Raw genomic sequence first — 23,703 nt, forward strand, 5'->3', positions numbered from 1 at the left:
CCGTGCGCCAGAGAGCAGTTTGTTACCTTCCGGAAAAAATCGCGTAGACTGGCAGCATATGGAAAAGACCAGACCTTCCTTCATTCGGCAGCGGGCCAACAGCTTCGGGTATGCGGTAAAAGGCATTGCGGCGGCATTCCGGTCTGAGGTGAACCTGCGCTGGCACGTTCTTTCTGCCGGACTGGTAGTGGCCCTGGGCTTGTATGTGCGCCTGACCACCGTGGAGTGGGCGCTGGTCTGCGCCGCCATAGGCCTGGTCTGGATGGCCGAGCTGTTCAACACGGCCATTGAGGTGGTGGTCAATCTGGTCTCCCCAGACCGGCACCCGCTGGCCGGCAAGGCCAAGGACATTGCTGCTGGGGCTGTTTTGATTGCTTCTCTGACGGCCGCCGCCGTTGGCTTGCTGGTCTTCTGGCCGTATTTGCTGCAATTGGTGGAAATAACAAGTAAACATTCTTTCTGAGGCACCCGTTTACTACTTTTGCGCAATTTCCAGGGCGCGCCTCTGGGGCTACTTACCAAATTTACTTTTATGACTACAAATGACGTCCTCCAGAACTTGACGCACTACAACGTATGGGCCAACGCCCGGGTGCTGAAAAGCTTTGACAAAATAGAAGGCGAACTACCTGATTACGCAGTTTTGATGTTCAGCCACGTGTTGAACGCCCAAGCCATCTGGATTGCCCGCATCACCGGCACCAAAAGCCCCGTAACCGTTCTCCAAAAGCATTCTCTGGAAGAATTGCACCGCCTGGCCCAGGACACGTCTACCAAACTGGTGGAAATTTACGCCAACGCTGACGAGGCTGAGCTGAACCGCCAAATTGAATACACCAACACCCAGGGCAAGGCCTATTCTACCAAAGTGCAGGACATCTTGACCCACGCCATCAACCATGCCACTTACCACCGCGGCCAGGTGGCCCGTGAGCTGAGACTGGCCGGCCATGAACCCATCAACTCAGACTACGTGACGTACGTGCGCATTCAGTACGGCCAGGACTTAGAACTGTAATCCCTCGTTTTTGGCCTGTTTCCCAGAAAATACGCCAAAAACGAAATACCAGATAAAGAAAAAGGGAGCCTATAAGTTAGGCTCCCTTTTTTATGGGTCATGCAGTAAGGCAGATTAGTTCAGGTCTGTTACCGGCATCTCCGTGATTTGGTCATTGGTCACTACCACGTTGGCTACCTCTTTGTTTTTGTATGGCTCAGTGGTGGTGAACTGCACTTTGTAGGTACCGGCTCTCAGGCCCTTGATCAGGAAGCGTCCGGCATCATCGGCGAAGCCACCCACGCTATCACCAGCCGCAGAAATTACCAGAATACCCGGCTTGGCGGCGGCTGGCGTTACGGTTCCTTTGATACCTCCAGCCACCGCCTGGGTAATGGTTCTGATGACCGGTTTCAAGTTGTACTCGCCGCTGTTACCGCGGGGCACCACAGATTTGGCAGCGTCAAAGTCCAGCAACACTACGTAGGTCACATCTTCCTCCAGGGTGGTGTTCAAGGCCAGTTTCAGGCCTGATGTCTGGCCGCTAGGCGTAGTCAGGGATCTAAGCGTGTTTTCGCCTTTCAGTTTTAGGGAGTTGTTGTTGCCTAACACCAGTCTTATCTGGGTGATGGCACCGGCTGGCAAGGTCGCGCTGGCTAATAACGTGTCACGGCCATTGGCGAAGTCCAGCAGGTTGTACACACCTGGCTTGATGTTGTCCAGCGTAATCCAGCCAGACTCGTCGCCGGTGGCGTCTCTGTGAATCTGTACCGAGCGGATGTCTACGTTTACTTCGTCATAGTCGCCGGGGGCGTCTGTTAGGCGCACTTCCATGCGGGAGGTGCCGGTGGTTTCCTTGTCATCGTCTGAGCAGGCAGAGAAGCCAAGGGCACCTACTAAAAACAGGGCTGCTACAAGTTGCTTTTTCATTTTGGTAAAATTTAGGTTGGGGGAAATATTCTGATTGTCTATAGTAACGAGACCTATACGAAATATTGCATAAGAGTTTACAAGAGTTGGGCCCGCACATAAAAAAATCCCGTTTTTAGCTTCTTTTCCAGAAAAGAAGCCAAAAACGGGATCAAGCAGTTGCAAAACTTAGGTTACTGCTTAGTTGTGTCTGGCGGCGTTGTGGTGGTGGCGGGCTTCTTAGGCCTGTTGAAGATATTGTTCAGCTGTTTTTTAGCCTCGTCGCGCACTTTCTGCTCTGCCTCCAGGCGTTTTTTCTCCAACTCCTGCTGGGCTTTCACCTTGGCTTCTTCCTGCTTTCTGGCAAATTCGGCTTTTAAGCTGTCTTTGCTGGTAGGCACGTTCACGTTCAGCTTTTCCTTCACGCCTTCCAGCTTGCTGCTCACCACTTGTTTCACCAGGTCCTTGGCTTCGGCTTTGAGGCTGCTGCTGCGCAGGGCCACGGTGGGGTTGGTAAGCGTACCGCCCACGCCCAGTTGCAAGGTCACGCGCTCCAGGCTGTTGATGTTCTGCACCCCAGACATGGCCGTGAGTTTAGAGGCCAAAGCGCCGCCTACTTTGCCAGAAGGCACATCCATGGCCACCACGTAGTCCATGGTGCCAGCCAGGTTGTTGGTGCCGCCCACGGTCATTTTCATATCGCCTACGTTAAAATCAAAGGGTTTCACCACCAGGTTACCGGCCAAAATCTCAGCCGCGAAGCCTTTGTTCTTCACCACGAAGTTCTGCACGTCTTTGAGCTGCGTCACTTCACTGATCTTGGTAAGCGCTTTGATGTTGGTCACCACGGCTTGCACTACTTCTACCATGCCCTTGCCCGTTAAAGTGCTCATAACCGGCATCATGTCTGCCCCTAGTTCACCGGTTAAGCTGAACTTGGTGGAGAACTGGCCGTCCAAGGCCTTAGAAATAGGAGCAATCTTCTGCAAGGTATTAAAGGCGGTGAAGGCACTCTTGAAATCCAGGTTCTTGATATCCAGCCCGAAGGAGAACTTAGGATGGATCAGGTCTCTGGAGTCATAGGAACCGGTGGTCACAAACTGGCCGCCCAGCGTGTTGAAGCTCACGTTCTCCAGCTTGGCAATCTGGTCTTTGATGGCCACTTTTCCTTTGAAGTCCTGCAGTTTTAAGTTGTCATAAATAACGGTACCCGCCTGCGTATTCAGCACCAGCTCCAGATCTGCCGGAACCTGCACCACACCTTGGGCCTGGGTAGCAGAAGAAGGAGCGGCCTGGCCGGTGTGCTCGTCTACGGTCCACTCGTTCACGTTGAACGTACCGGCGCGCAGGTTAAAATTACCGCGCAAGGGCTGGTTTTCTGAGAACAGGTAGCCCATGTAGTTGGTCACGGTACCGTCCATCTGCACATCGCTCTTGCCCAGGAAGCCGTTCAGGTTCTCCAGACGCACCTGGTCATTGTTGAAGGTGGCTTTGGCCGTGTTGATGCGCATGCCCTGCGGCAGGTCTGTGCTCTTGTAGTTCAACTGGCTGATTTGCATGGCGCCGCTGGCCGTAATGTTGCCGTACTTGCCAGCCTCTACATCGGTCATTTTGCCTTTGGCAGCAATGTTTCCGTTCAGGCGACCGCTGAGCGTGGTACCCTCAATAGGGAAAATCTTGGTGAGCTTGGTCAAATCCAGCACGCCATTCACTACTGCGTCAAATTGCGGCTGGGCCAGGTTCTTGATAGATACGCGCCCATCTAATGGCTCTTTGTCCAGCAGCATTCTAAATTTAGAGATGTTAATGTCAGTGTCGGCGGCCTGGCCGGTGCTGTTGGTCACAGTAGAGACTACCGTCACCTGCTCCAGCGGTGCCGGGAAGGAGGTTGATTTCACATAGCCGTTGGTGAGGTTCAGCTTGGCCACCACTTTGGGCATGTGGTTCTCAAAATACACGCCATTGGCCGTCGCGTCCACGTCCAGCAAACCGCGCAGGGTAGTGCCTTCTAATGGGAACACTTTGGTCATTTCGGCTAGGTCCAGCTTGGCTTTCAGGTTACCGTTAATCTTCATAGGCGACAGACCGTCAATGAGCACCTGACCGTCTACCGGGTTCTTGCCCAGGTCTAAGTGCAGCTTCTTGATGTTGACCTGCGTATGGTCTACCACGCCGTCTGCGTTCTTCACGCTCATGTTCACGTTGATGTTGCGGGCCTCCTGGGGCAGGTCTGGGTATTTAAACCGGCCGTTGTTCACCTGCAAATCTACCCCGAAGCCCGGCATGGTGGTCTCATTGAACGTGCCTTTCACGTAGCCATTGAAGGCCAGCTTGCCATCTGTGTCAATGTCTTTGAATTTGTCCGTGAACACGCCGGGCACCAGAGAGAACAGGTTTTTAAAATCGGTTTCCAGGGCTTTGAAGGTCAGGTCCAGAATGATATCCTCAGTCGGCATGGCCACCGAGCCCGCCATTCCTAATGCAAAGTCATTTATCCTGAAGTTGTTGTCCTTGAAAGTGTATTTCATATTGGCCAGGTCCATGGCCATGGTCACATCTGCGTCCAGCTTCTTGTTCTCTATGTAGTTGATGCCGTCATAGGTCATGGTGAAGCGCTCGGCCTGAGTCTGGGTCTTCATGTCAAAGATGTCTTTGGCTAAATCGCCACTGCCGGTGTGCTGCACATTGTAGGCGGCCACTCCAAATGGAATGCTCAGGTCTTGGTACACAATCTGGCCGTTGGTCATCTCCCAGCTGTCAATGCCCATCTTAAAGTCTGAGGTGTCTGTCTGGGCCGCCTGCGCCGAGTCCGGAATAAAGATGTCCCAGTTGGCCTTGCCAGATTTCAGCACCAACAGCTTTAACTGAGGCCGGTCCATCTGCACGGACTTGATCACCATCTCATCTCCAGAAATCACGCTCATAAGGTCTAAGCCTAGGGAAAAATCTGGCAGGTAGGCGAGGGTGTCCCTTTGAAAAGAGTCTTTGCCAATGATGCGTAGTTCCTTTACGCTCAGGCCCAGGTCTGGGAATGTGCGAAACAAGGACAGCGATACGTTGTCAGTTTCGTATAGGACCCGGGCGTTAATATTCTTAGCTATTTCTTTATCTAGCCGGTCTTTGATTTTATCTTTGAAGAGAACCGGTACCAGCACGGCCGCGGCCACCAGCACTACAAAGAAAATGGCTAATCCAATGAATACTTTTTTCATCTTGTGAGAAGGTGAGTTCAGACTGTAAGTTTACTATTTTTAGAATGAAGATAGGCGTTAGAAACACATCGCAATTTACGTGCCGTCTCTCAAAGGCCGTACGGTTGGGTAGATTTCTGCCGTTTCTTTTTTTCGGGGGGTCTCTGATGGCGCCCCTTGCTAAGGCCCAGGAGTTACCCTCTGCCCAGCAATTTGCGCACCGTGTCTTTCTTAACCCCGCATTCACGGGTTTATTGTCTGACTACAGCGTTACGGCCGGTCACAGAGCGCAATGGACCGGCGCCCAGAACGGTTTTTCCACCCAGTGGCTCAGTGGCGAGTATCGGTTTCAGGAGAGCAAGACGGGTGTGGGGCTCACCTTGCAGGCAGACCGCGCCCCTGCGGGTGGCTATGCTCGGGTGCAGGCGGGTGCTGTATATGCCTATCATACTAAGCTTAGGGAGAACATAGACTTCAGTGCGGGGCTGCAGGCGGCCTATGCCTCCCAGAAACCCGGCTTCTCTGATCTTATTTTTGAAGATCAGCTGGGAGCAGGCGGCACCGTGCAGCAACCCACCACCGAGGCGCTGGGGAAGGAGCGTTCTTCTTATGCCACCTTCGCCACCGGATTTTTACTTTTCACAGACCAGTTCTGGGTGGGCGCTTCTGCGCAACATATAAATAATCCAACCACGGGCGTAGGGTCAGGGGCGTCCTTGCCTCCCATATTTCAGGTGCAGACCGGGTACAGATTCTACGTAAAAAACTACTACGCCCAAAATTCTTTAAAGGAGATAAGCTTTGTGCCAACGCTTGCGTTTACGCAGCAGCAAAGTTTTAAAAGGCTGGACGGGAACCTTTATACTATTGTAACACCTATCACGTTAGGACTTGGGTACAGCTACCTGCCCGCCGGTGCGCAAACGTCTGCTAGTAATGGCTTTAGCGGCCTGTTTGGCGTAATGTACCAAGGGTTTAAGGTGGGCTATGCTTATAGGGCGGCGCTCTCTGAAGAAGCCTCAGCCTTGGGTCCAACCCATGAGATAAGCATAGGGTTTGCCAAGGCAGATTTCAAGAAGATTTTTAAAAGATTAGGTTCTGATAAAAATTACAATCGCATTGCTTGTCCAGAATTTTGATTTTGTCTATTTTTACACGTTAAAGGCAAACCGTTTTTAGAGAACACAATTATCACCTATTATTATTTGGCATCAACCAAAATTTATGAGACTGTCTAAGCAACTTTTGTACACGATGGTAGCAGGCGCCCTTGCTATTTCTTCCTGCAAAAAAGGAAACCATCCCACTAGCCGCGACCCCGGCGACGTGAGTACAGCCACTGGGGTAGAATTTGATCAAGAAGAAGGCGATTTTGCTGTAGCTGATTATAGTGACACTCCAGAAGGACCGGGTTTGGTGTTTATTGAAGGTGGTAGAACTACCTTGGGTTCTTCTGAGGAAGACATTGCCATGACCCGTGACAACATTGAGCGTACCATCACCATCGCTTCTTTCTACATGGACGAGGCAGAGGTGGCCAACATTCACTGGTTGGAGTACCTTCACTACGTAAGAAAAGACTCTTCTGAGGAAATCTATACCAAGGCCTTGCCAGACACTACCGTTTGGGAGCGTGAATTGTCTTTCAATGACCCATACGTAAACTATTATCTGCGTTACCCAGGTTTCCGTTTCTACCCTGTGGTAGGCGTGAGCTGGGAGCAGGCCCAGGACTTCTGCTTGTGGCGTACTGCCATGGTGAATAAGAACCTGGCCAAGGACTATGATGGTGATTTAGAAGAAGGTGCCGTGCCACCCATTGAGTCTGGTGCCGTTCTGCCCAACTACCGTCTCCCAACAGAAGCTGAGTGGGAATATGCTGCTCAAGCTTTGATTGGTGTACAGTTAGACGAAGAAGAAAACCAATTGAACAAGCGTATCTACCCATGGGATGGCCACCAAGTGCGTAACCCATACGGGAAAGGCATGGGTCAGTTCCTGGCTAACTTCAAACGCGGCCGTGGTGACTACGCTGGTATTGCCGGTTCTTTGAACGATGGTGCCATGATCACAGAATACATCTACGCCTACCCGCCAAACGACTTCGGTTTGTACAACATGGCTGGTAACGTGAACGAGTGGGTACAAGACGTGTACCGTCCGTTGTCCTTCCAAGACGTGGAAGACTTGAACCCAGTGCGTAGAAACGGTGTGTTGGATGACACTTCCAACTATGACGTGGCTGGTTTCAAATCATTGATCGGGAACAACGTAAGAGTGTACAAAGGTGGTTCATGGAAAGATGTGGCTTACTGGTTGTCTCCAGGAACGCGTCGCTTCATGGCTCAGGACTCTGCTACCTCTACCATCGGTTTCCGTTGCGCCATGATCAACACTGGATCAAACAAGTAATCTCTTTAGAGTTTCATACAGAAAGGGCTGGTGTACACCAGCCCTTTTTTTGTGCCCACTTGCCACAAATTAATTCAAAGACACATTATCGTTTTTGGCCTGTTCCCCAGAAAGTAGCCTAAAAACGATACCCTTACTTCAGATTAAGTTTACTCTACTCCTTAGTATATAAAGAGTAGGTTACAATGTATAGGCGATGGTGGCAATGCTGACAGCCTTGGCGCCTGCGGCGAGCAGGGCAGAAGAGCAGGCTTCCAGGGTGGCGCCGGTGGTCACAACGTCATCTATCAACAGCACGTGCTTCCCTACAATACGCTCCTTCTGTGCCACACTATACAACTGCCGCATGGCCTCCCAACGCTGCTGACGGTTCTTCTTGGTCTGCGTCTTGCTGCTCCTGGATTTCTTGAGGACATACTCTTCAAAGGATACTTGCAGCGCTGAGGCAATCTCCTGCCCGAAGGCGCTTACCTGGTTATAGCCGCGTTGCTGTCGTTTGGCTTTGTACAGGGGCACAGGAATTACCACGTCAACATCTGTAAAAGCCTCCTGTTGTTGCAATTGAGCGCCATACCATCGGCCTAATACTTCGCCTACTTCCTCACGGCCCCGGTATTTAAGTTGGTGCAGGAGGCGCTGCACGCGGCTTTTCTCCTGGAACATGAGGTAAGAAACCGCTAGTTGCACGGGTACCCGCCCCCAGAAGACCTTGTGCAGGACGTTGTCCTTGGGCATCAGGTGGAAATTGGTATAGGGGAGTTTAATGCGGCAGTGGCTGCAGATAACGTCCTCGCCAATGGCCAGCTCGCCGCCACAGGCCCGGCATTCCTCCGGGAAAAGCAAACTTAGAAAGTCCTGGAACAAGGAGGAGACACTCACCGAAGCCTTAACCATACACTCTTGCGTTTTTTGATGTAACTTTACTTTAGAGGCGCTTGCCTTCTACTTACCGCAATACATATGAGCTTAGTTACAGAATTCAACGACTACCGCACCCGCATGAACGAGAAGATCATGGAGGCGGACAATAAAGTAATCAAACGCTTTTTCAACCTGGATACCAACGCTTACGCCGAGGGCGCCATTGACGTGAAGACCAAAGAGATGCTGGGCTTGGCCTGCTCCATGGTGCTGCGCTGCGATGACTGCATCAAGTACCACCTGGGCAAATGCTTTGAATGCGGCCTCACAGATGAGCAGGTGTACGAGGTCTTTGCCATTGCCAACCTGATTGGCGGTTCCATTGTGATCCCGCACTTTAGAAGGGCCGTGGAATACTGGGAAGAACTGAAAACGGAACAGCAGGCCTAGTTTCTTTGTCTCTATCAGAAGGATTCCGTTTTTGGCGTATTTCCCAGGAAACAGGCCAAAAACGGAATTCTGTCATCTATTGATTGAGTGAAAGGCAGAGTCATTCACGCCTTCACTCAATCACTCACTCATTCAATACCAATATGGAGCACGAAGAGGACTTTGACGTACGGTGGGCTGCGCTTCGGCAGGACATCAAGCAGCGCTTCGGGAAGAAACCAGACTTGAACGCTATTCTCTTCTTGATTGGCGTGCAGGAACTGGGGCAGGGCGTGCAGGAGTTCACCAAAGAGCAGAAGCAGGATCTGATGCACATTGCCACCTGCAAGATATTGAGCCTGTCTGGCTATTATGAACTGGAAGGCGCCGACCAGGACGGTTGGCCCCATTGGAAAGCCGTGAAAGCCCTGCCGTTTTGCAACCTGAAAGAGCAGGAACGCATGATGCGCTGGCACGTGCTGGAATATTTTGACCAAATGAATAAATGAAAATCATCAGTTATAATGTGAATGGGATCAGGTCTGCGTTGTCTAAGGGCTTCGCGGACTGGGTGAGAGCGGCCAATCCAGATGTGTTGTGTCTGCAGGAGATAAAGGCAGATGAAACCAAGTTTGACAAAACCGTCTGGCAGGAGCTAGGCTACCATGTCTACATTCATCCGGCGCAGAAGAAAGGCTACAGCGGCGTGGCCATTCTCTCTAAGCAGGAGCCTAAAAACGTGTGCATAGGCTGCGGCATTGAGCACTATGATCAGGAAGGAAGAGTAATTCGGGTAGATTTTGACGGCTATTCAGTGTTGAACGTGTACATGCCCTCTGGCTCCAGCGGAGAGCATAGACAAGCGTTTAAGATACAATGGCTGCAGGATTTTCAACAGTACATTCAGACGCTCAAGAATACGGTGCCGGGTTTGGTCATCTGCGGCGACTACAACATCTGTCACCAGGCCATAGATATCCACAACCCCAAATCCAACGCCAACAGCTCTGGCTTCCTGCCCGAGGAACGCAATTGGTTCAGTGGCTTTCTGCAGGATGGGTTCATAGACTCGTTCCGGCACTTTAACACGGAGCCGCACCAGTATACGTGGTGGAGTTACCGGGCCAACGTGCGGGCCAAGAACCTGGGCTGGCGCATTGACTACCTGCTGGTGTCTGACCATTTAAAGCCGCACATGAAACGCGCCGCCATCCTTTCTGAGGCCAAACACTCTGACCATTGCCCGGTTCTATTAGAAATGCACCCGCTGGCGTAGCATTCTTGCAATAATTTAATAGTATAATTAGTTACTGTATTGTTACTTACGTATGGCTAAATAGAAAACGGATTGAAGCAGGAAACACTTTCTTCTTCCATCCGTTTTTGGGCTATTTTTCTTAAAACTCATCAAAACCATGCAGGCTGCCGGTTCCTTACATACTGTACTACAGCAGCTTCAGGCGTTTAAGCGTAAGTTCTACCTGAACCTGTTGTTCAAAGGCGCGCTTCTCACCGCAGGACTCCTGCTTTCCTTTTTCCTGCTCTTCACTTTACTAGAATACTTCTTTTACTTCCAACCAGAAATCAGAGCCTTTCTGCTTTTCTCGTTTCTTGCCATTACCGTTTTTGCCGTAGGGCGCTGGCTCTGGACGCCGCTCATGGCCTTGGCCAATTTAAAGAAGCTGCTGTCAGATGAGCAGGCTGCCCAACAAGTAACCACTTACTTTCCCGAGATTCAGGACCGCTTGCTCAACCTGCTGCAATTGCGCCAACAGGCTGCAGAGAATGACTTGGTGGCCGCCAGCGTGGAACAGCGCTCCAGAGAATTAGAAGGTTATAAATTTCCGGAGCGGGTGCGCATGGCGCAGAACAGGCCGTATTTAAAATATGTACTGTTGCCGTCTGCGCTGGTGTTGGTCTTGGCCTTCATTTACCCCAGCTTCTTTGTACAGGGCAGCCAACGCATCATCAACTTCAAAACCCGGTACACGCCCAAAGCCCCATTTGAATTTAAGATCCTGAATAGAAATCTACAGGCTTTCCAGGGCGAGGATTTTCAGCTGAAAGTAGCCATCACCGGAGACAAGGTGCCAGAAGCGGTGGCCCTGGTGATGGATGGCAGAGAGATTCCGCTGCGCAAAGACAAAGACAACACGTATAGCTATGACTTCCAGCGGGTAGAGGAGACTGTGGATTTCCAACTCACCGGAGCCGGCTTTTACTCAGAGGAGAATCAACTGACGGTGGTGCCCAGGCCTTTGCTACGCGCTTTAAAAGCAGAATTACGCTACCCAGGCTACCTGCGCAAGCCCATGGAAGTTGTGGAAAACACCGGCGACCTGACCGTTCCCGAAGGCACGCAGGTTACCTGGCACCTGGAGGCAGAACACGCAGACTCCCTCTGGCTGCATTTCCAGAACCCCGCACAACGCGTGAAGGCCGAAGAACAGGAAGGTGCCTTTGTAGTGCGCAAAACGTTTCTGCAAAGCCAGCCCTACAGCATGCACCTGCGCAACAAGTACAGTGACAACAAAGAACGCATCAACTACCAGGTCAACGTCATTCCAGACAGGACTCCCGAGATTACGCTGGAGCAGTTCAGGGATTCGGTGCTGTTCTCGTATTTGGTAGTGGGAGGAAACATTTCAGATGACTACGGTTTTAGCAGACTGGCCTTATATTATAGAGTGTCTAAACCCGGAAAGACCAGCGGCGGGTTCAAAGCCATTCCGGTTCCTTTCAACAAGACCATTCCCACGCAGGCGTACTTCCATCAGTTCAACTTAAAGCCGCTGGCCCTACATCCCGGTGACAAGGTGGAATATTTTGTACAGGTAACAGACAATGATGAGGTGCCTACGCCCAAGAGCGCGCGTTCTTCTACCTTCCTGTTTACCTATCCAGACCCGGCGCAGCTGCAGAAGTCCATTGACGCCACCTCGCAGAAAGTACAGTCGCAGTTAAAATCTTCATTGTCCAAGGCCGAGGAGCTGAAGAAGTCTCTGGAGCAGAACGAGGAGAAAACCAAACTGAAGCGTGAGCTGAGCTATCAAGACAAGAAGGCGTTGCAAGAATTGGCTGAGAAAAAGAAAGCCCTGCAGGAAGACTTGTCCTCTTTGCAAGAACTCAACAACCAGCTCAACCAACAGCAGGAGCGTTTTTCGCCTGAAAACGAGAAAATAGCCGAAAAACGAGACCAGCTCAAAAAGATGATGGACGAGCTATTGGATGAGGAGACCAAGAAGCTGTATGATGAGTTGGAAAAACTCCTGGAGCAGCGCCAGCCTAATCCGGCAGCCATTCAACCGCTTCTGGACCAGCTCAACCAAAAAGAAGAAAACCTGCAGAAAGAACTAGACCGCTTGTTAGAACTCTTCCAGCAGCTACAGGTAGAGCAGAAACTAGACCAGGCCACCCAGCAGTTAGAGCAACTAGCCAAAGAGCAGGAAGAGCTGTCGCAGAAATCACTGGACAAAAATCAATCAGAGAAAGCGCTGCAAGAAGAACAGAAGAAACTGCAGGAAGAATTCAAGGAGGCGCAAAAGGCGTTGGAGGAGGCCAAGAAACAAAACGAGAAACTGGAGAACCCAGAGTCCATTCCAGATTCAGAGAAACTAGAAGAGCAGATTGAGCAAGAGCAGGAAAACGCCCAAGAGTCTTTAGAGAAGAGCCAGAACAAGAAGGCCAGCCAGTCGCAGAAAGCCGCCGCTCAGAAAATGCAGCAGATGGCCCAGCAGATGAAAAGCGAGGAAATGTCTGGCGACATGGAACAGATGCAACAGAACCTGGACCACCTCAGAGACATCCTGGAGAATTTGGTGACGCTTTCCTTTGATCAGGAGAACCTCATGAAGTCCTTTAGAAGCGTGCACCAGAGCGACCCTCGGTTTATCAATCTGGCCCAGCAGCAACTCAAACTCTCAGATGATGCCAAGATCATTGAAGATAGTTTATTGTCCTTGGCCAAGCGAGTTTTCCAGATCCAGTCGTTTGTGACGCGGGAGGTAGGGGAGATGGAAGACAACATGGACAAGAGTTCAGAATCCATTAAAGACCGCAACCTCTCCAAAACGGGGACACACCAGCAACTGGCCATGACGTCTATGAACAACCTGGCACTCATGCTCAGTGACGTGCAAAAGCAGATGCAACAAGCCATGATGGCTGCACAGCAGGCGGGACCGGGTAAGAAGAAAGGCAAGAGCGGCAAGAATCAACCGGGGGCCTTGGGACAGATGCAACAGCAGCTCAACCAACAGATACAGCAATTGCAGCAGAGCGGCCAATCGGGGAAGGCCTTGTCAGAATCACTGGCCAAGTTGGCTGCCCAGCAGGAGCGGTTGCGCAACGCCTTGAAAGACATCACCCCGTCGTCCACTTCTCCGGGGGAAAGGAGCAGGGTCAGAATCTGTCTAATTTGAGCAAGCTCATGGAACAAACGGAGGCTGATCTCGTTAATAAACGTCTTACGGAGCAGACAATAACGCGTCAGAAAGAAATTATGACGCGTTTATTACAAGCTGAGAAAGCAGCCAACGAGCGGGACTTAGATGAGAAGCGGGAAGCAAACACGGCAAAAGACCTGCCGGCGCGCATTCCTGCGGCTTTACAGAAGTACAAACAGCGGCAGCTGCAGCAAACAGAAACGCTCCGGGAGAGCTTACCTGCCTTTACCCCGTATTACAAAAAACAGGTAGACGCTTATTTAAAAAAATTAGGTTATTAGTATTAGATTTGCAGACATTTCAGATATAGTAAACATATTATGAATCAAGTAAAAATTCAGATTCCTTCTATCATTGAGAACATTCGGATAGTGGAGAGCTTCATTGACAACTCCCGCGAAAAATTCCAGATTGAAGATGACATCTATGGCAATATCATGGTGGCTGTTACGGAATCTGTCAACAACGCTATCCGTCACGGCAATAAATTTGATAAAGACAAGAACGTTTACCTTTCTTTATTTGTAGAGCCTAAACAACTCAGGTTTGAAGTAGAGGATGAAGGTACCGGGTTTGACCCAGAGGCTTTGTCTGATCCTACCGCTCCTGAGAACCTGGAGAATCCAGGGGGCCGCGGCATTTTCTTGATGCGCAACCTCTGTGATGACGTGTCCTTCAGCAATGACGGCCGCACCGTTTCGTTAACCTTCAACATTGAAAATGCCTGAATCACCCATTGAGTTTTTTACCGAGGACGTTGAGTTTGAAATAAAGAACGAACAAAAAGTTAAAGAATGGTTAGAAGAGGTCATCTCAAACTATTCCTTTGAATTAGAATCTTTGAACTACATTTTGTGTTCTGATGAATATCTTCATCAAATGAATGTAGAGTACTTAGATCATGATACACTCACTGATGTCATCACCTTTGATAATTCCGATGTAGAAGGAGTTATTGAAGGTGATGTTTTCATTAGTATAGACCGGGTTGTGGACAATGCGCAGTCTTTCAACATTACTGTAGAAAACGAGCTACACCGGGTAATGGCCCACGGCTTGCTGCACCTACTTGGTTTTGACGATAAAACCCCCGAATTGAAGGACTTAATGCGTTCTAAAGAGAATGCTGCTTTAGAAGCCTTAAAGTTCTAAACATAGGTTATCCTAGTTTTACCTCAGTTATCAACAATGTTTCACGTGAAACATCACAGTAATCCACAATATGTTCACAGAGTATGATGTAATAGTAGTAGGGGCAGGACATGCAGGTTGTGAAGCTGCACATGCAGCCGCTACCATGGGTTCAAAAGTATTATTGGTGACCATGAACATGAACACCATTGCCCAGATGTCCTGTAACCCAGCCATGGGTGGCGTGGCCAAAGGGCAGATAGTACGCGAGGTAGATGCTTTGGGCGGAATGAGTGGAATTGTCACCGACAAAACCATGATTCAGTTCAGGATGCTAAATATGTCCAAAGGCCCTGCCATGTGGAGCCCGCGGGCCCAGAGTGACAGAATGCGTTTTGCCGAAGAATGGAGAATGGTGTTGGAACAAACGCCCAACCTGGACTTCTGGCAGGAGATGGTTTCAGAACTACTAGTAGAAGAAGGGAAAGTAGTAGGCGTCAAGACGAGTTTAGGTATAGAAATCAAAGGCAAGTCAGTAGTCTTAACCAATGGTACTTTCTTGAATGGGATCATTCATATTGGGGAGAAACAATTAGGAGGAGGCCGCGCAGCTGAGAAATCTGCCAAGGGACTTACCGAACAATTAATACAATTGGGCTTTGAAGCAGGCCGCATGAAAACCGGAACTCCGCCAAGAGTAGACGGCCGCAGCCTTAACTATGATTTGATGGAAGAGCAGAAAGGGGATGAGAATCCTTCTAAGTTCTCCTATACAGATACCCCGGCATTGCCATCCCAAAGAAGCTGCTACATTACCTATACCAATACCAAAGTCCATGAGATTCTAAAGACAGGGTTTGAGCAATCACCTATGTTCAAAGGAAGAATCCAAGGCTTGGGGCCACGGTACTGTCCATCCATTGAAGATAAAATCAATCGGTTTGCCGAGCGAGATCGTCATCAAATCTTTGTAGAGCCAGAAGGCTGGAATACAGTAGAAGTGTATGTGAACGGTTTCTCTAGTTCCTTGCCAGAAGACGTACAGTTGAAAGCATTGCGTGAGATAGCTGGTTTTGAGAATGCCAAGATGTTCCGGCCAGGCTACGCCATTGAATATGACTTCTTCCCACCCACCCAGTTGAACCTCACACTTGAGACCAAGCGCGTGGAAAACCTATACTTCGCGGGACAAATCAATGGAACCACTGGGTATGAGGAAGCGGCTTGCCAAGGGCTTATGGCGGGAATCAACGCCCACAACAAGGTGCATAACCTGGAGCCGTTCGTTCTGAAAAGATCAGAGGCTTACATAGGTGTATTGATTGACGATTTGGTAAACAAAGGCACCGAGGAACCTTACCGTATGTTCACGTCTCGTGCAGAGCACCGGATTTTATTACGCCAGGATAACGCCGATATTAGATTAACCGAGAAAGGCCATAAGCTAGGTCTTGCCTCTGATGAGCGTTTAGAAAAAGTGCAACGCAAGATTCAAGAGACCAAAGAAGTATTGGCATATTTACAGCAGAAGGGCATAGAACCAGAAGAGGTAAACGCTACGTTGCTGGAAATGGAATCAGCGCCCATCAGTGAAAGAGCCAAAGCGGCAAACCTGCTTAAGCGGCCTAACATTGAACTGGAGCATTTATTGAAATCCTCAGAAAGCCTTAACTTGTACCTGAGCAAATACCTGCCAGACAGTTTGGAGCAAGCGGTGATTTCCATTAAATATGCCAGCTACATTGAGAAGGAAAACCAGTTGGCCACTAAAATGGAAGAGCTGGAAAACTATCTCATTAAAGACAGACTAGATTACAAAGCCATACCGGCGCTCTCAAATGAAGCCCGCGAAAAGCTGTTTAAGATACAACCCGAAACGTTAGGCCAAGCCTCCAGAATAAGCGGTGTCTCCCCGGCAGACATCTCTATCCTGATGGTTTACTTAGGAAAATAAATGAGCTACGAACGGCTAGAACAGTGCCCTGTTTGCCAGAAAACCGACTTCAAGAATTTTTTAGTAGTACAAGACAAAAGCGTTTCTCAGGAGAGTTTTGTTATTGTCCAGTGCACCAACTGCGGTCTTAAATTCACCAACCCCAGACCGGCAGAAGAACACATAGGACCCTATTATTCCTCTGAGGCGTACATCTCGCATAGTGACACAGACAAAGGTTTACTCAACAAGACCTACCGTTTGGTGAGATCCATGGCCGTGCGGAAGAAGGTGGACCTGGTGAATAGCCTTTCTAAAAAAGGAAAACTGTTGGACTACGGTTGCGGAGTGGGTTACTTTTTGCAAGCATGTAAAAAGGACGGCTGGCAGGTAGAAGGGTTTGAGCCCAATCAACTGGCCCGCGAACAAACAGAAGAGAAGCTTGGCCAGAAGATACATCATGAAAACCTGGCGGAATTTGAAAACGAAACCTTCAACGTGACCACCTTATGGCATGTACTAGAGCATGTGCACCAGGTAAATGAAACTCTGAAGGAGCTGGTAAGAGTCACGCAGAAAGGGGGCCATATTGTGATAGCCGTACCCAACGCTGATTCTTATGACGCCAAAAAGTATGGCGCCGACTGGGCCGCGTATGATGTGCCACGCCATCTGTACCACTTCCACAAGGCCAGCATGCAAAAGCTTTTGAAGAAGCATAAGCTGGATCTGAAAGAAGTACTGCCCATGCGCTGGGATTCTTATTACGTGAGCCTATTGAGCGAGAAGTACAAGCACGGCGAAATGAAAATGATCAGTCCTTTCTGGACGGGCTTCAGGTCCAACCTGCACGGCTACCGCAATGGGAACTCCTATTCCAGTCAGATTTTCATAGCCCAGAAAAAGTAATTTCAGGAATACCGTATATTCAAATGACCTTATAGACTACTATAAGGTCATTTCCGTTTTAAAACAGAACATGAAAAAAACACTTCTACCTATATTAATCTTAGCAGTAGCCTTCCTAGAAGGGTGCGCCAGCATCAGTTCACCAGAAGGAGGCGACAAAGACATCATTGCCCCCAAACTGGTATCCAGCTACCCTAAGAATGGGCAAACCAACGTGAGTCCTGAGAAAATCACGCTCACCTTTGATGAAGCCATCCAGGCACCAGACATCACCCAGCAACTCATCATAGCGCCGTTCACAGAAAACACCTATAAAACTAAAATAAAGGATGGCACGCTGGAACTGGAATTCTCAAAACCCTGGCAGCCCAACACCACCTATAGCTTAAATTTCAGGCAGAGCATAGGCGACATCACAGAAAAAAATCCGGCTAGGAAAGTGATCCTTACTTTTAGCACAGGTGCGAGTTTAGACTCTGGCTCAGTGTCAGGGAAAGTGACTCCGTTGTTCAGTCCTACATTAAACAAGGAGGTGAACGTCTTACTGTACCGCGCTGCAGATACAGCCCAGGTCCAGAAGGGGAGACCGCTTTACGTGACGCTTTCAGACTCCAGCGGAAACTACGGCTTCCAGAATATTAAGGAAGGGAGCTACCACCTCTATGCCTTGGCAGAAACCAACAACAACCTGCGCTATGACAGTGAAAAGGAACAAATAGCATACCTGGCCCAGCCACTGCAAATCACTGACAAGCCCACCACGGCTAACTTGCAGCTGCACGTGCAAGACAACACCAATCCCATCTTGACCTCCCGGAAAAGCTTTGCCAACCTGTATGAAGTAGAATACAATGAGGGGCTGGCCAGCGCTACGGTATTAGACGCCGCCGAAGACATCAAATGGAACCTAATCAACAACGGAAAGACCCTTCAACTGTTTCCGGCGGTAACGCAAGAAAAAACCTGGCGGGTACAAGTGCAGGACAGCGCCGGTAATACCAAGACAGACTCGGTGGCCGTGCGCCTGGCCGGGGCCAAGGCAACCAGAAGAAACAACACCTTTGTGCTCCAGAACGGAGAGACCATCAAGCCCGGCGAGGAGCTCAAGCTAAAGTTTGACGTGCCTGTGAAAATTACTCAACCTGCCGGCGCCATCAATCTAGTCATAGATTCTTTGACCAATGCGGCCACCGCTACCCCCAAAGACTTCGCGCTCACAGAAAACCAGACTCTGCTCACTTTGAAACTTCCCGTTAAAGCCATCAGAAGCGTGCAGGTGAGCATTGACTCCACCAAGGTGCTTCCGTTCTTAGGCGAGCACTTCACCAAAGGCACCAAGAAGGTCAACGTGAGTGACAAAGCCACCACGGGCAGCCTGAAGATCACGCTAAAGACGGCAGAGAAAAGCTATTTGGTGCAGTTACTCCGCGATGACAAAATCATCTTCACCGAGAAAAACATCAAGGCCAAAACCTGGCCAGAACTGGAACCGGGCAAATACCAAATCAGAATTCTGGTAGATAAAAACGGAAACGGCCGCTGGGACAATGGCTCTTTAAAAGACAGAAGACTCCCAGAGCCGGTGGTGCTGATCCCCGAGGTGCAGGAAGTACGAGCCAACTGGGAGGTGGAAATGAACGCTATTGAATTTTAGATCTTCGGTGGGTAACCTGTGGGTAACTGGTGGAATAAAAAGGGCATAAGTCTGAAAACTCAACATCAAAGGAGAGTCCACCCCCAAAGTCAACCACCTTTTGTGAATGAGCGTTTACAAAACAGACAATCCCTGAGAGTTATTCACGTATGCATAACTTGAAAAGGTTTTCACCAGGTCATTTTGTGAATTAGTGGAAAAGGCAGATAACTACTTGAACCAGAATAAAAACAAATTCACAACGTAAAGGAAAAGTGTGCATGAAACGGGCTGCTTGTACACAAACAGAAAACAGCCGTGTGTATACCCAAACTTATCCACTTGCTAACAGCCCTAATGATGAAAGAGATTCTTTTTAAGAAAAATTGTTTTATCATAAATGTCATGTGAACATTGTTGAGAACTGGAAAAAGAAAAAATTTGAAGAGGCCCACCGCCCCAAGAAATAAAAAGCAGAGCGTGTACAGTATCTGTTTTTGTGTAGTTTTATAAAAAGTAAGCCAAAAACGGCATCATCAATCAAGAGCAATAATATGGAAGAAGGAAACGAAGCATTCGACAATGAAATACGCTTAGGACAGGGCATCGGGGATTTAAAATTCGGGATCACCATGGAAGACGTAGAGGAACTCATGGGCGAGCCTGAAGAAGTAGAAGAGTCTGACGAGGAAGATGAATTTGAGCACAAGGCCTGGAACTACTGGGACACCGGCTTCTCCTTCTACTTTGACAAAGAGGACGACTACCGCCTGAGCTGCATTGAGACCGCCAACCCCAACGTGACGCTTTGGGGCGAGAAGATATTTGAAATGGACATGAACAAAGTGCAGGATCTGTTCAAAGCCAAGGGCATCACCAGCGTAGAGAAAGAGACCATGGAGAACGATGTGGTTTGCCTATCCTATGACAAGGAGATGATTGACCTTTACTTTGAAGAAGGCAAGCTTCTAGCCGTTAACTTCGGTGTTCATATGGATGACAATCTGGAAGTGAAGTGGCCCGCCTAAGCGAAGGCTCACTCACTCTATAAACGATTTAAAAAGGGCAGCTATTCAGCTGCCCTTTTTTATGCAAGTTCGTTCATGGTGCTAGCTTATCAGAAGACCTCATTATGTACTGACTACCAGGTCGCATCGTTTTTAGCCTCTTTTCCAGAAAACAGCCTAAAAACGAAACTCAGAAAGTGTACCACAGCAAACTCCCATTGGACGGAAAAGCTCCATTACCGTGAAACCTAGATCTAAGGATGAGCAAGGCGGGGTTCTTAGAAAGAGCCTTTGAGACGCATTCATTATGAGATAGGAAAGGCTTATCAGTTGCAGAGGACAATTTAATATAGGATTGTACGCTTTGCTCCGTGGCACCTTACCGTTTCACGCAACTACGCTACAAGGGCAGTTTGTAGGGTTAATATGATACTAATAGCAAAAATGCCACCCGCTGGCGTTGGTTTCCAGATTTGTGCCTTGAGATGCTGGGTAAATTCTTAATTCGTAAACTGACTCCTCGTTTTTCGCCCCTTTCCCAGAAAACAGACCAAAAACGGCAAATCATCAAACCATAGCCACAAAAAAAGCCGCTCTGGAAGGAACGGCTTTTTTATTTTAAAAGGCGGAGACTAGCTCAACATCCATCTGAACAACAAGAACAGGGATCCTGAGAGGAACATGGACACCGGCAAGGTTAATACCCAGGCCATGGCAATGCTCCGGATGGTGCCCGCGTTGAGGTTCTTAATGCCCTTGTTGGCTACCATACTACCAGCAATACCAGAAGATAGAATGTGAGTAGTACTTACGGGCAGTTTGAAGACAAACGTAGAAAAGCCAATTACGCTGGCCGCCATCAGCTCGGCAGAGGCGCCTTGCGCGTAGGTCAGGTGTTCTTTGCCAATCTTCTCGCCAATGGTTTTTACAATCCGTTTCCAGCCAATCATGGTCCCGACGCCCAAAGAAAGTGCAATCATCATGATCACCCAGTCCGGAGCATAATCTGTGAAGGAGCGCATGCCTTTCACACCCTCTTCCAGCTGTTCACGGTCTCTGGGGCTCAGGCTTACATCCTTGCTTTCCAATAGGTTTTTAGTCCCTTTGGTAATCAAGAGAATGTCTCTGCGTAAGGCAAAGCGGGTATCCTTCGGGAGGGTTTTCAAAGTCTGGTTGGCGGCAAAGATTCCTTTCATTTCAGCCAGTTCAGCATTGAGCTTGTTCATTTCCTCTTTGTCAGAGGCAGACAGGGTGGTTAGGTTCACTTTGCCCAACACCTGCTCCACCTTGGTAATGGAGCCTTGCATCTCAAACGGGTCGCGGCTGCTGTCCAGGGCAAAATAAGTAGGCACAATGGCAATCAGAATCAACATCACCAGCCCCACACCTTTCTGACCATCGTTAGAGCCGTGGAAAAAAGAAACCAGCGTACAGGTGATGATCAAGATCAAACGGATCCACAAGGGAGGCGCTTTGCGTTTGTGCGGTTCCTTGAAAATGCTTTTGTTTTTCACGAAGCGCTTCAAAACAAACATCAGGAACACCGTCAACGTGAAACCTAGGAAAGGCGAAACGATGAGGGACATCCCGGTTTTGGTAGCCTCGTCCCAGGCGAAGGTGGCACCGTTAGAAGAAGGCAGAAGGGAAAATGCGATGCCCAGACCCAGAATGGAGCCAATTAAAGTATGCGAACTGGAAGAAGGCAAACCGTAATACCAAGTGCCCAGGTTCCAGAGGATGGCACTTATCAGGAGCGCGCCAATCATAGCCACGCCGTGCCAGACATCCTGGTCAATGAGCGTTTCAATGGGCAGCAAATACACAATACCCATGGCCACCCCAATACCGCCGGCAAACACGCCAATGAAGTTCCAGAAGCCAGACCAAACCACGGCCGCCCAAGGGCGTAAGGAGTTGGTGTAAATAACGGTAGCTACCGCGTTGGCCGTGTCATGGAAACCATTCACAAACTCAAAGGCGCAGGCGGCAAACAAACACAGTAATAGCAGGAGGAGCAAGTCAGTCTCTAATCCAAACATAAAATAGGTGAGATAAAATAAAAACTACCAAAGCTACTAGAACAGAAGAAACCCAATGTTACTTAATTGTTAAATCTACAAGGCCAGATAGTAATTGAGATACTTAAAAGGGAAACAGCCTTGAAACTGAGTTTCTTGGTAACAGAAAGTACGTACGGAAATAAAGAAAATAAGTAGGTGCACGCCCAAGCCCAGCCACCCGCGTTTGGGGAAAGTGCCACAGAAACCTCTATATTTGCAGCCATGAGCACTACTGAGAAGACAACAGAGAACGCACAATTAAAAGATATCATCTCGCACGCCAAGGAATACGGCTTCGTGTTCCCGTCCAGCGAGATTTACGACGGTCTGCAGGCCGTATATGATTACGGGCAAAACGGGGTTGAATTAAAAAACAACCTCAAGATGCTGTGGTGGAAGTGCATGACCCAACTGCACCAGAACGTGGTAGGCATTGACGCCGCTATTTTCATGCACCCGCTCACCTGGAAGGCATCGGGCCACATTGACTCGTTCAATGACCCCATGATTGACAACCTGGACTCTAAAAAACGCTACCGCGCCGACGTGCTCCTGGAAGACAAAGCCGCCGAGTACGAGAAAGCCGGTGATGTGGACAAAGCTCAGTCTCTGCTTAAGGAAATGGGCCGTCTGTTAGAGGCCGAAGACCTGAAAGGCGTACAGCAACTCATTATCTCAGAAAACATAAAGTGCCCTATTTCAGGGACTTCTAACTGGACAGACGTGCGTCAATTCAACCTGATGTTCTCCACACAGGTAGGATCCGTGGCCGAGGACTCCAGCACCATCTACCTTCGCCCAGAAACCGCCCAAGGAATTTTCGTGAACTTCTTGAACGTGCAGAAATCGGGTCGTATGAAAGTGCCATTTGGCATCGCCCAGATTGGGAAAGCGTTTAGAAACGAGATTGTGGCCCGTCAGTTCATCTTCAGGATGCGCGAGTTTGAGCAGATGGAGATGCAGTTCTTCGTGCGCCCCGGCACCGAGATGGAATGGTACCAGCACTGGCGCACCATGCGCAAGAACTGGCACGAGGCTTTGGGCGTTCCTTCCAACAAACTGCGCTACCATGACCACGAAAAACTTGCCCATTACGCCAATGCTGCCGTGGACATTGAGTTTGAATTCCCGTTCGGTTTCAAAGAAGTAGAAGGCATCCACTCCCGTACCGACTTTGATCTGAAACAACACCAGGAACTAAGCCGCAAAAAGCTTCAGTACTTTGACAACGACCTGAACGAAGACGGCAAACCCTATGGTAATTACGTGCCCTACGTGGTAGAAACGTCCGTAGGCGCTGACCGTCTGTTCCTGATGACGCTCTGCAATGCCTACCAAGAAGAGGAAATTACCGAAGGCGAAAACACCAAGACCCGTACTTTCCTGAAGTTCCACCCGGCCATTGCCCCAGTGAAAGCCGCCGTGTTCCCGCTGGTGAAGAAAGACGGACTACCTGAGAAAGCCATGGAGATCTTCAACGACCTGCGCTTTGACTTCAACATGATTTACGAAGAGCGCGACGCCATCGGTAAACGCTACACCCGCCAAGACCTAATCGGTACGCCGTTCTGTATTGCCGTAGACTACGAGACGCTAGAGAACAACACCGTCACGGTACGGGAGCGCGACAGCCGCGAGCAAAAACGCATGCACATCTCTGAGCTTCGTCAGTACATTGGCGACGCCGTCAGCTTCAAGCGTATTTTTGAGAAATTATAATTGTGCGTTTTTAGGCAGTTTTCCAGAAAATAAGCCAAAAACGAAAATACTAAAAAGGCTCCTCTAT

General features: G+C 49.4%; 20 protein-coding genes. 16 read left to right on the plus strand and 4 right to left on the minus strand.

Annotated features, from left to right (window positions below; translation table 11 throughout):
• Positions 1-58: 58 nt before the first annotated feature.
• Together GU926_RS12130 and GU926_RS12135 are read left to right on the plus strand one after the other, a co-directional pair.
• Positions 59-463, plus strand: coding sequence for a diacylglycerol kinase (locus tag GU926_RS12130; RefSeq protein WP_160692219.1), 405 nt, complete (start codon positions 59-61; stop codon positions 461-463).
• Positions 464-532: 69 nt separating this feature from the next.
• A complete protein-coding gene (locus GU926_RS12135) occupies positions 533-1,018 on the plus strand; it encodes a DinB family protein (RefSeq protein ID WP_160692221.1) in 486 nt (161 codons plus the stop codon).
• A 114-nt stretch (positions 1,019-1,132) separates the two neighbouring features.
• Here the strand turns inward: GU926_RS12135 and GU926_RS12140 are convergent, their stop codons facing one another.
• Together GU926_RS12140 and GU926_RS12145 are read right to left on the minus strand one after the other, a co-directional pair.
• Positions 1,133-1,927 (minus strand): DUF4382 domain-containing protein, encoded by a 795-nt coding sequence (locus GU926_RS12140; RefSeq protein WP_160692223.1) that lies wholly within the window; start codon positions 1,925-1,927, stop codon positions 1,133-1,135.
• 173 nt (positions 1,928-2,100) lie between these two features.
• The gene (locus GU926_RS12145) at positions 2,101-5,118 is read right to left on the minus strand and encodes an AsmA-like C-terminal region-containing protein (protein ID WP_160692225.1); all 3,018 of its coding nucleotides are present in this window, start codon (positions 5,116-5,118) and stop codon (positions 2,101-2,103) included.
• 146 nt (positions 5,119-5,264) lie between these two features.
• Between GU926_RS12145 and GU926_RS12150 the strand changes: the two genes are divergently transcribed.
• Positions 5,265-6,236, plus strand: coding sequence for a PorP/SprF family type IX secretion system membrane protein (locus GU926_RS12150; protein WP_160692227.1), 972 nt, complete (start codon positions 5,265-5,267; stop codon positions 6,234-6,236).
• A gap of 85 nt (positions 6,237-6,321) precedes the next feature.
• On the plus strand, positions 6,322-7,509 hold the full coding sequence (gldJ, locus tag GU926_RS12155) for a gliding motility lipoprotein GldJ (protein ID WP_160692229.1): 1,188 nt from the start codon (positions 6,322-6,324) through the stop codon (positions 7,507-7,509).
• A 180-nt stretch (positions 7,510-7,689) separates the two neighbouring features.
• On the opposite strand, the gene GU926_RS12160 is transcribed toward gldJ, so the two are convergent.
• Complete coding sequence (locus GU926_RS12160) at positions 7,690-8,403, minus strand: ComF family protein (protein ID WP_160692231.1); 714 nt, start codon at positions 8,401-8,403, stop codon at positions 7,690-7,692.
• A 66-nt stretch (positions 8,404-8,469) separates the two neighbouring features.
• Between GU926_RS12160 and GU926_RS12165 the strand changes: the two genes are divergently transcribed.
• From GU926_RS12165 to GU926_RS12215, 11 genes are all read left to right on the plus strand, one after another.
• Complete coding sequence (locus tag GU926_RS12165; protein WP_160692233.1) at positions 8,470-8,820, plus strand: carboxymuconolactone decarboxylase family protein; 351 nt, start codon at positions 8,470-8,472, stop codon at positions 8,818-8,820.
• 143 nt (positions 8,821-8,963) lie between these two features.
• Positions 8,964-9,308 carry a hypothetical protein gene (locus GU926_RS12170; RefSeq protein ID WP_160692235.1) on the plus strand — a complete coding sequence of 115 codons (345 nt, stop codon included), beginning with the start codon at positions 8,964-8,966 and terminating at the stop codon, positions 9,306-9,308.
• Positions 9,305-10,075, plus strand: coding sequence for an exodeoxyribonuclease III (locus tag GU926_RS12175; RefSeq protein WP_160692237.1), 771 nt, complete (start codon positions 9,305-9,307; stop codon positions 10,073-10,075). The genes GU926_RS12170 and GU926_RS12175 overlap by 4 nt, the downstream gene beginning before the upstream one ends.
• 139 nt (positions 10,076-10,214) lie before the next feature.
• On the plus strand, positions 10,215-13,220 hold the full coding sequence (locus tag GU926_RS12180) for a DUF4175 family protein (protein ID WP_160692239.1): 3,006 nt from the start codon (positions 10,215-10,217) through the stop codon (positions 13,218-13,220).
• 8 nt (positions 13,221-13,228) lie between these two features.
• Positions 13,229-13,525: a hypothetical protein gene (locus tag GU926_RS12185; protein WP_160692241.1), complete on the plus strand. Its 297-nt coding sequence runs from the start codon at positions 13,229-13,231 to the stop codon at positions 13,523-13,525.
• A gap of 39 nt (positions 13,526-13,564) precedes the next feature.
• Positions 13,565-13,972: an ATP-binding protein gene (locus GU926_RS12190; RefSeq protein WP_160692243.1), complete on the plus strand. Its 408-nt coding sequence runs from the start codon at positions 13,565-13,567 to the stop codon at positions 13,970-13,972.
• Positions 13,965-14,396, plus strand: a complete 432-nt coding sequence (ybeY, locus tag GU926_RS12195) for an rRNA maturation RNase YbeY (protein ID WP_160692245.1) — start codon at positions 13,965-13,967, stop codon at positions 14,394-14,396. The genes GU926_RS12190 and ybeY overlap by 8 nt, the downstream gene beginning before the upstream one ends.
• Before the next feature lie 70 nt (positions 14,397-14,466).
• Positions 14,467-16,329, plus strand: a complete 1,863-nt coding sequence (gene mnmG, locus GU926_RS12200; protein ID WP_160692247.1) for a tRNA uridine-5-carboxymethylaminomethyl(34) synthesis enzyme MnmG — start codon at positions 14,467-14,469, stop codon at positions 16,327-16,329.
• Positions 16,330-17,217, plus strand: a complete 888-nt coding sequence (locus GU926_RS12205) for a class I SAM-dependent methyltransferase (protein WP_160692249.1) — start codon at positions 16,330-16,332, stop codon at positions 17,215-17,217. It begins immediately after the preceding gene.
• A 70-nt stretch (positions 17,218-17,287) separates the two neighbouring features.
• Entirely contained in the window at positions 17,288-18,871 is a 1,584-nt protein-coding gene (locus GU926_RS12210) for an Ig-like domain-containing protein (RefSeq protein ID WP_160692251.1), read from the plus strand.
• Between the two features lie 533 nt (positions 18,872-19,404).
• Positions 19,405-19,878: a hypothetical protein gene (locus GU926_RS12215; protein WP_160692253.1), complete on the plus strand. Its 474-nt coding sequence runs from the start codon at positions 19,405-19,407 to the stop codon at positions 19,876-19,878.
• Between the two features lie 611 nt (positions 19,879-20,489).
• On the opposite strand, the gene GU926_RS12220 is transcribed toward GU926_RS12215, so the two are convergent.
• Positions 20,490-21,896: an inorganic phosphate transporter gene (locus tag GU926_RS12220; RefSeq protein ID WP_160692255.1), complete on the minus strand. Its 1,407-nt coding sequence runs from the start codon at positions 21,894-21,896 to the stop codon at positions 20,490-20,492.
• Positions 21,897-22,139: 243 nt separating this feature from the next.
• On the opposite strand from GU926_RS12220, the gene GU926_RS12225 reads away from it, so the two are divergent.
• On the plus strand, positions 22,140-23,636 hold the full coding sequence (locus GU926_RS12225) for a glycine--tRNA ligase (protein ID WP_160692257.1): 1,497 nt from the start codon (positions 22,140-22,142) through the stop codon (positions 23,634-23,636).
• Positions 23,637-23,703 lie beyond the last annotated feature (67 nt).

The sequence above is a fragment of the Nibribacter ruber genome (genome assembly GCF_009913235.1).
GTDB classification, from domain to species: domain Bacteria; phylum Bacteroidota; class Bacteroidia; order Cytophagales; family Hymenobacteraceae; genus Nibribacter; species Nibribacter ruber.

Coding starts and splice junctions, on each gene's coding strand:
- GU926_RS12160 (WP_160692231.1), bottom strand. CDS start 8,403: ATGGTTAAGGCTTCGGTGAGTGTCTCCTCCTTGTTCCAGGACTTTCTA.
- GU926_RS12140 (WP_160692223.1), bottom strand. CDS start 1,927: ATGAAAAAGCAACTTGTAGCAGCCCTGTTTTTAGTAGGTGCCCTTGGC.
- ybeY (WP_160692245.1), top strand. CDS start 13,965: ATGCCTGAATCACCCATTGAGTTTTTTACCGAGGACGTTGAGTTTGAA.
- GU926_RS12130 (WP_160692219.1), top strand. CDS start 59: ATGGAAAAGACCAGACCTTCCTTCATTCGGCAGCGGGCCAACAGCTTC.
- GU926_RS12185 (WP_160692241.1), top strand. CDS start 13,229: ATGGAACAAACGGAGGCTGATCTCGTTAATAAACGTCTTACGGAGCAG.
- GU926_RS12210 (WP_160692251.1), top strand. CDS start 17,288: ATGAAAAAAACACTTCTACCTATATTAATCTTAGCAGTAGCCTTCCTA.
- GU926_RS12225 (WP_160692257.1), top strand. CDS start 22,140: ATGAGCACTACTGAGAAGACAACAGAGAACGCACAATTAAAAGATATC.
- GU926_RS12150 (WP_160692227.1), top strand. CDS start 5,265: ATGGCGCCCCTTGCTAAGGCCCAGGAGTTACCCTCTGCCCAGCAATTT.
- GU926_RS12190 (WP_160692243.1), top strand. CDS start 13,565: ATGAATCAAGTAAAAATTCAGATTCCTTCTATCATTGAGAACATTCGG.
- GU926_RS12135 (WP_160692221.1), top strand. CDS start 533: ATGACTACAAATGACGTCCTCCAGAACTTGACGCACTACAACGTATGG.
- GU926_RS12145 (WP_160692225.1), bottom strand. CDS start 5,118: ATGAAAAAAGTATTCATTGGATTAGCCATTTTCTTTGTAGTGCTGGTG.
- GU926_RS12180 (WP_160692239.1), top strand. CDS start 10,215: ATGCAGGCTGCCGGTTCCTTACATACTGTACTACAGCAGCTTCAGGCG.
- GU926_RS12170 (WP_160692235.1), top strand. CDS start 8,964: ATGGAGCACGAAGAGGACTTTGACGTACGGTGGGCTGCGCTTCGGCAG.
- gldJ (WP_160692229.1), top strand. CDS start 6,322: ATGAGACTGTCTAAGCAACTTTTGTACACGATGGTAGCAGGCGCCCTT.
- GU926_RS12220 (WP_160692255.1), bottom strand. CDS start 21,896: ATGTTTGGATTAGAGACTGACTTGCTCCTCCTGCTATTACTGTGTTTG.
- GU926_RS12165 (WP_160692233.1), top strand. CDS start 8,470: ATGAGCTTAGTTACAGAATTCAACGACTACCGCACCCGCATGAACGAG.
- GU926_RS12205 (WP_160692249.1), top strand. CDS start 16,330: ATGAGCTACGAACGGCTAGAACAGTGCCCTGTTTGCCAGAAAACCGAC.
- mnmG (WP_160692247.1), top strand. CDS start 14,467: ATGTTCACAGAGTATGATGTAATAGTAGTAGGGGCAGGACATGCAGGT.
- GU926_RS12215 (WP_160692253.1), top strand. CDS start 19,405: ATGGAAGAAGGAAACGAAGCATTCGACAATGAAATACGCTTAGGACAG.
- GU926_RS12175 (WP_160692237.1), top strand. CDS start 9,305: ATGAAAATCATCAGTTATAATGTGAATGGGATCAGGTCTGCGTTGTCT.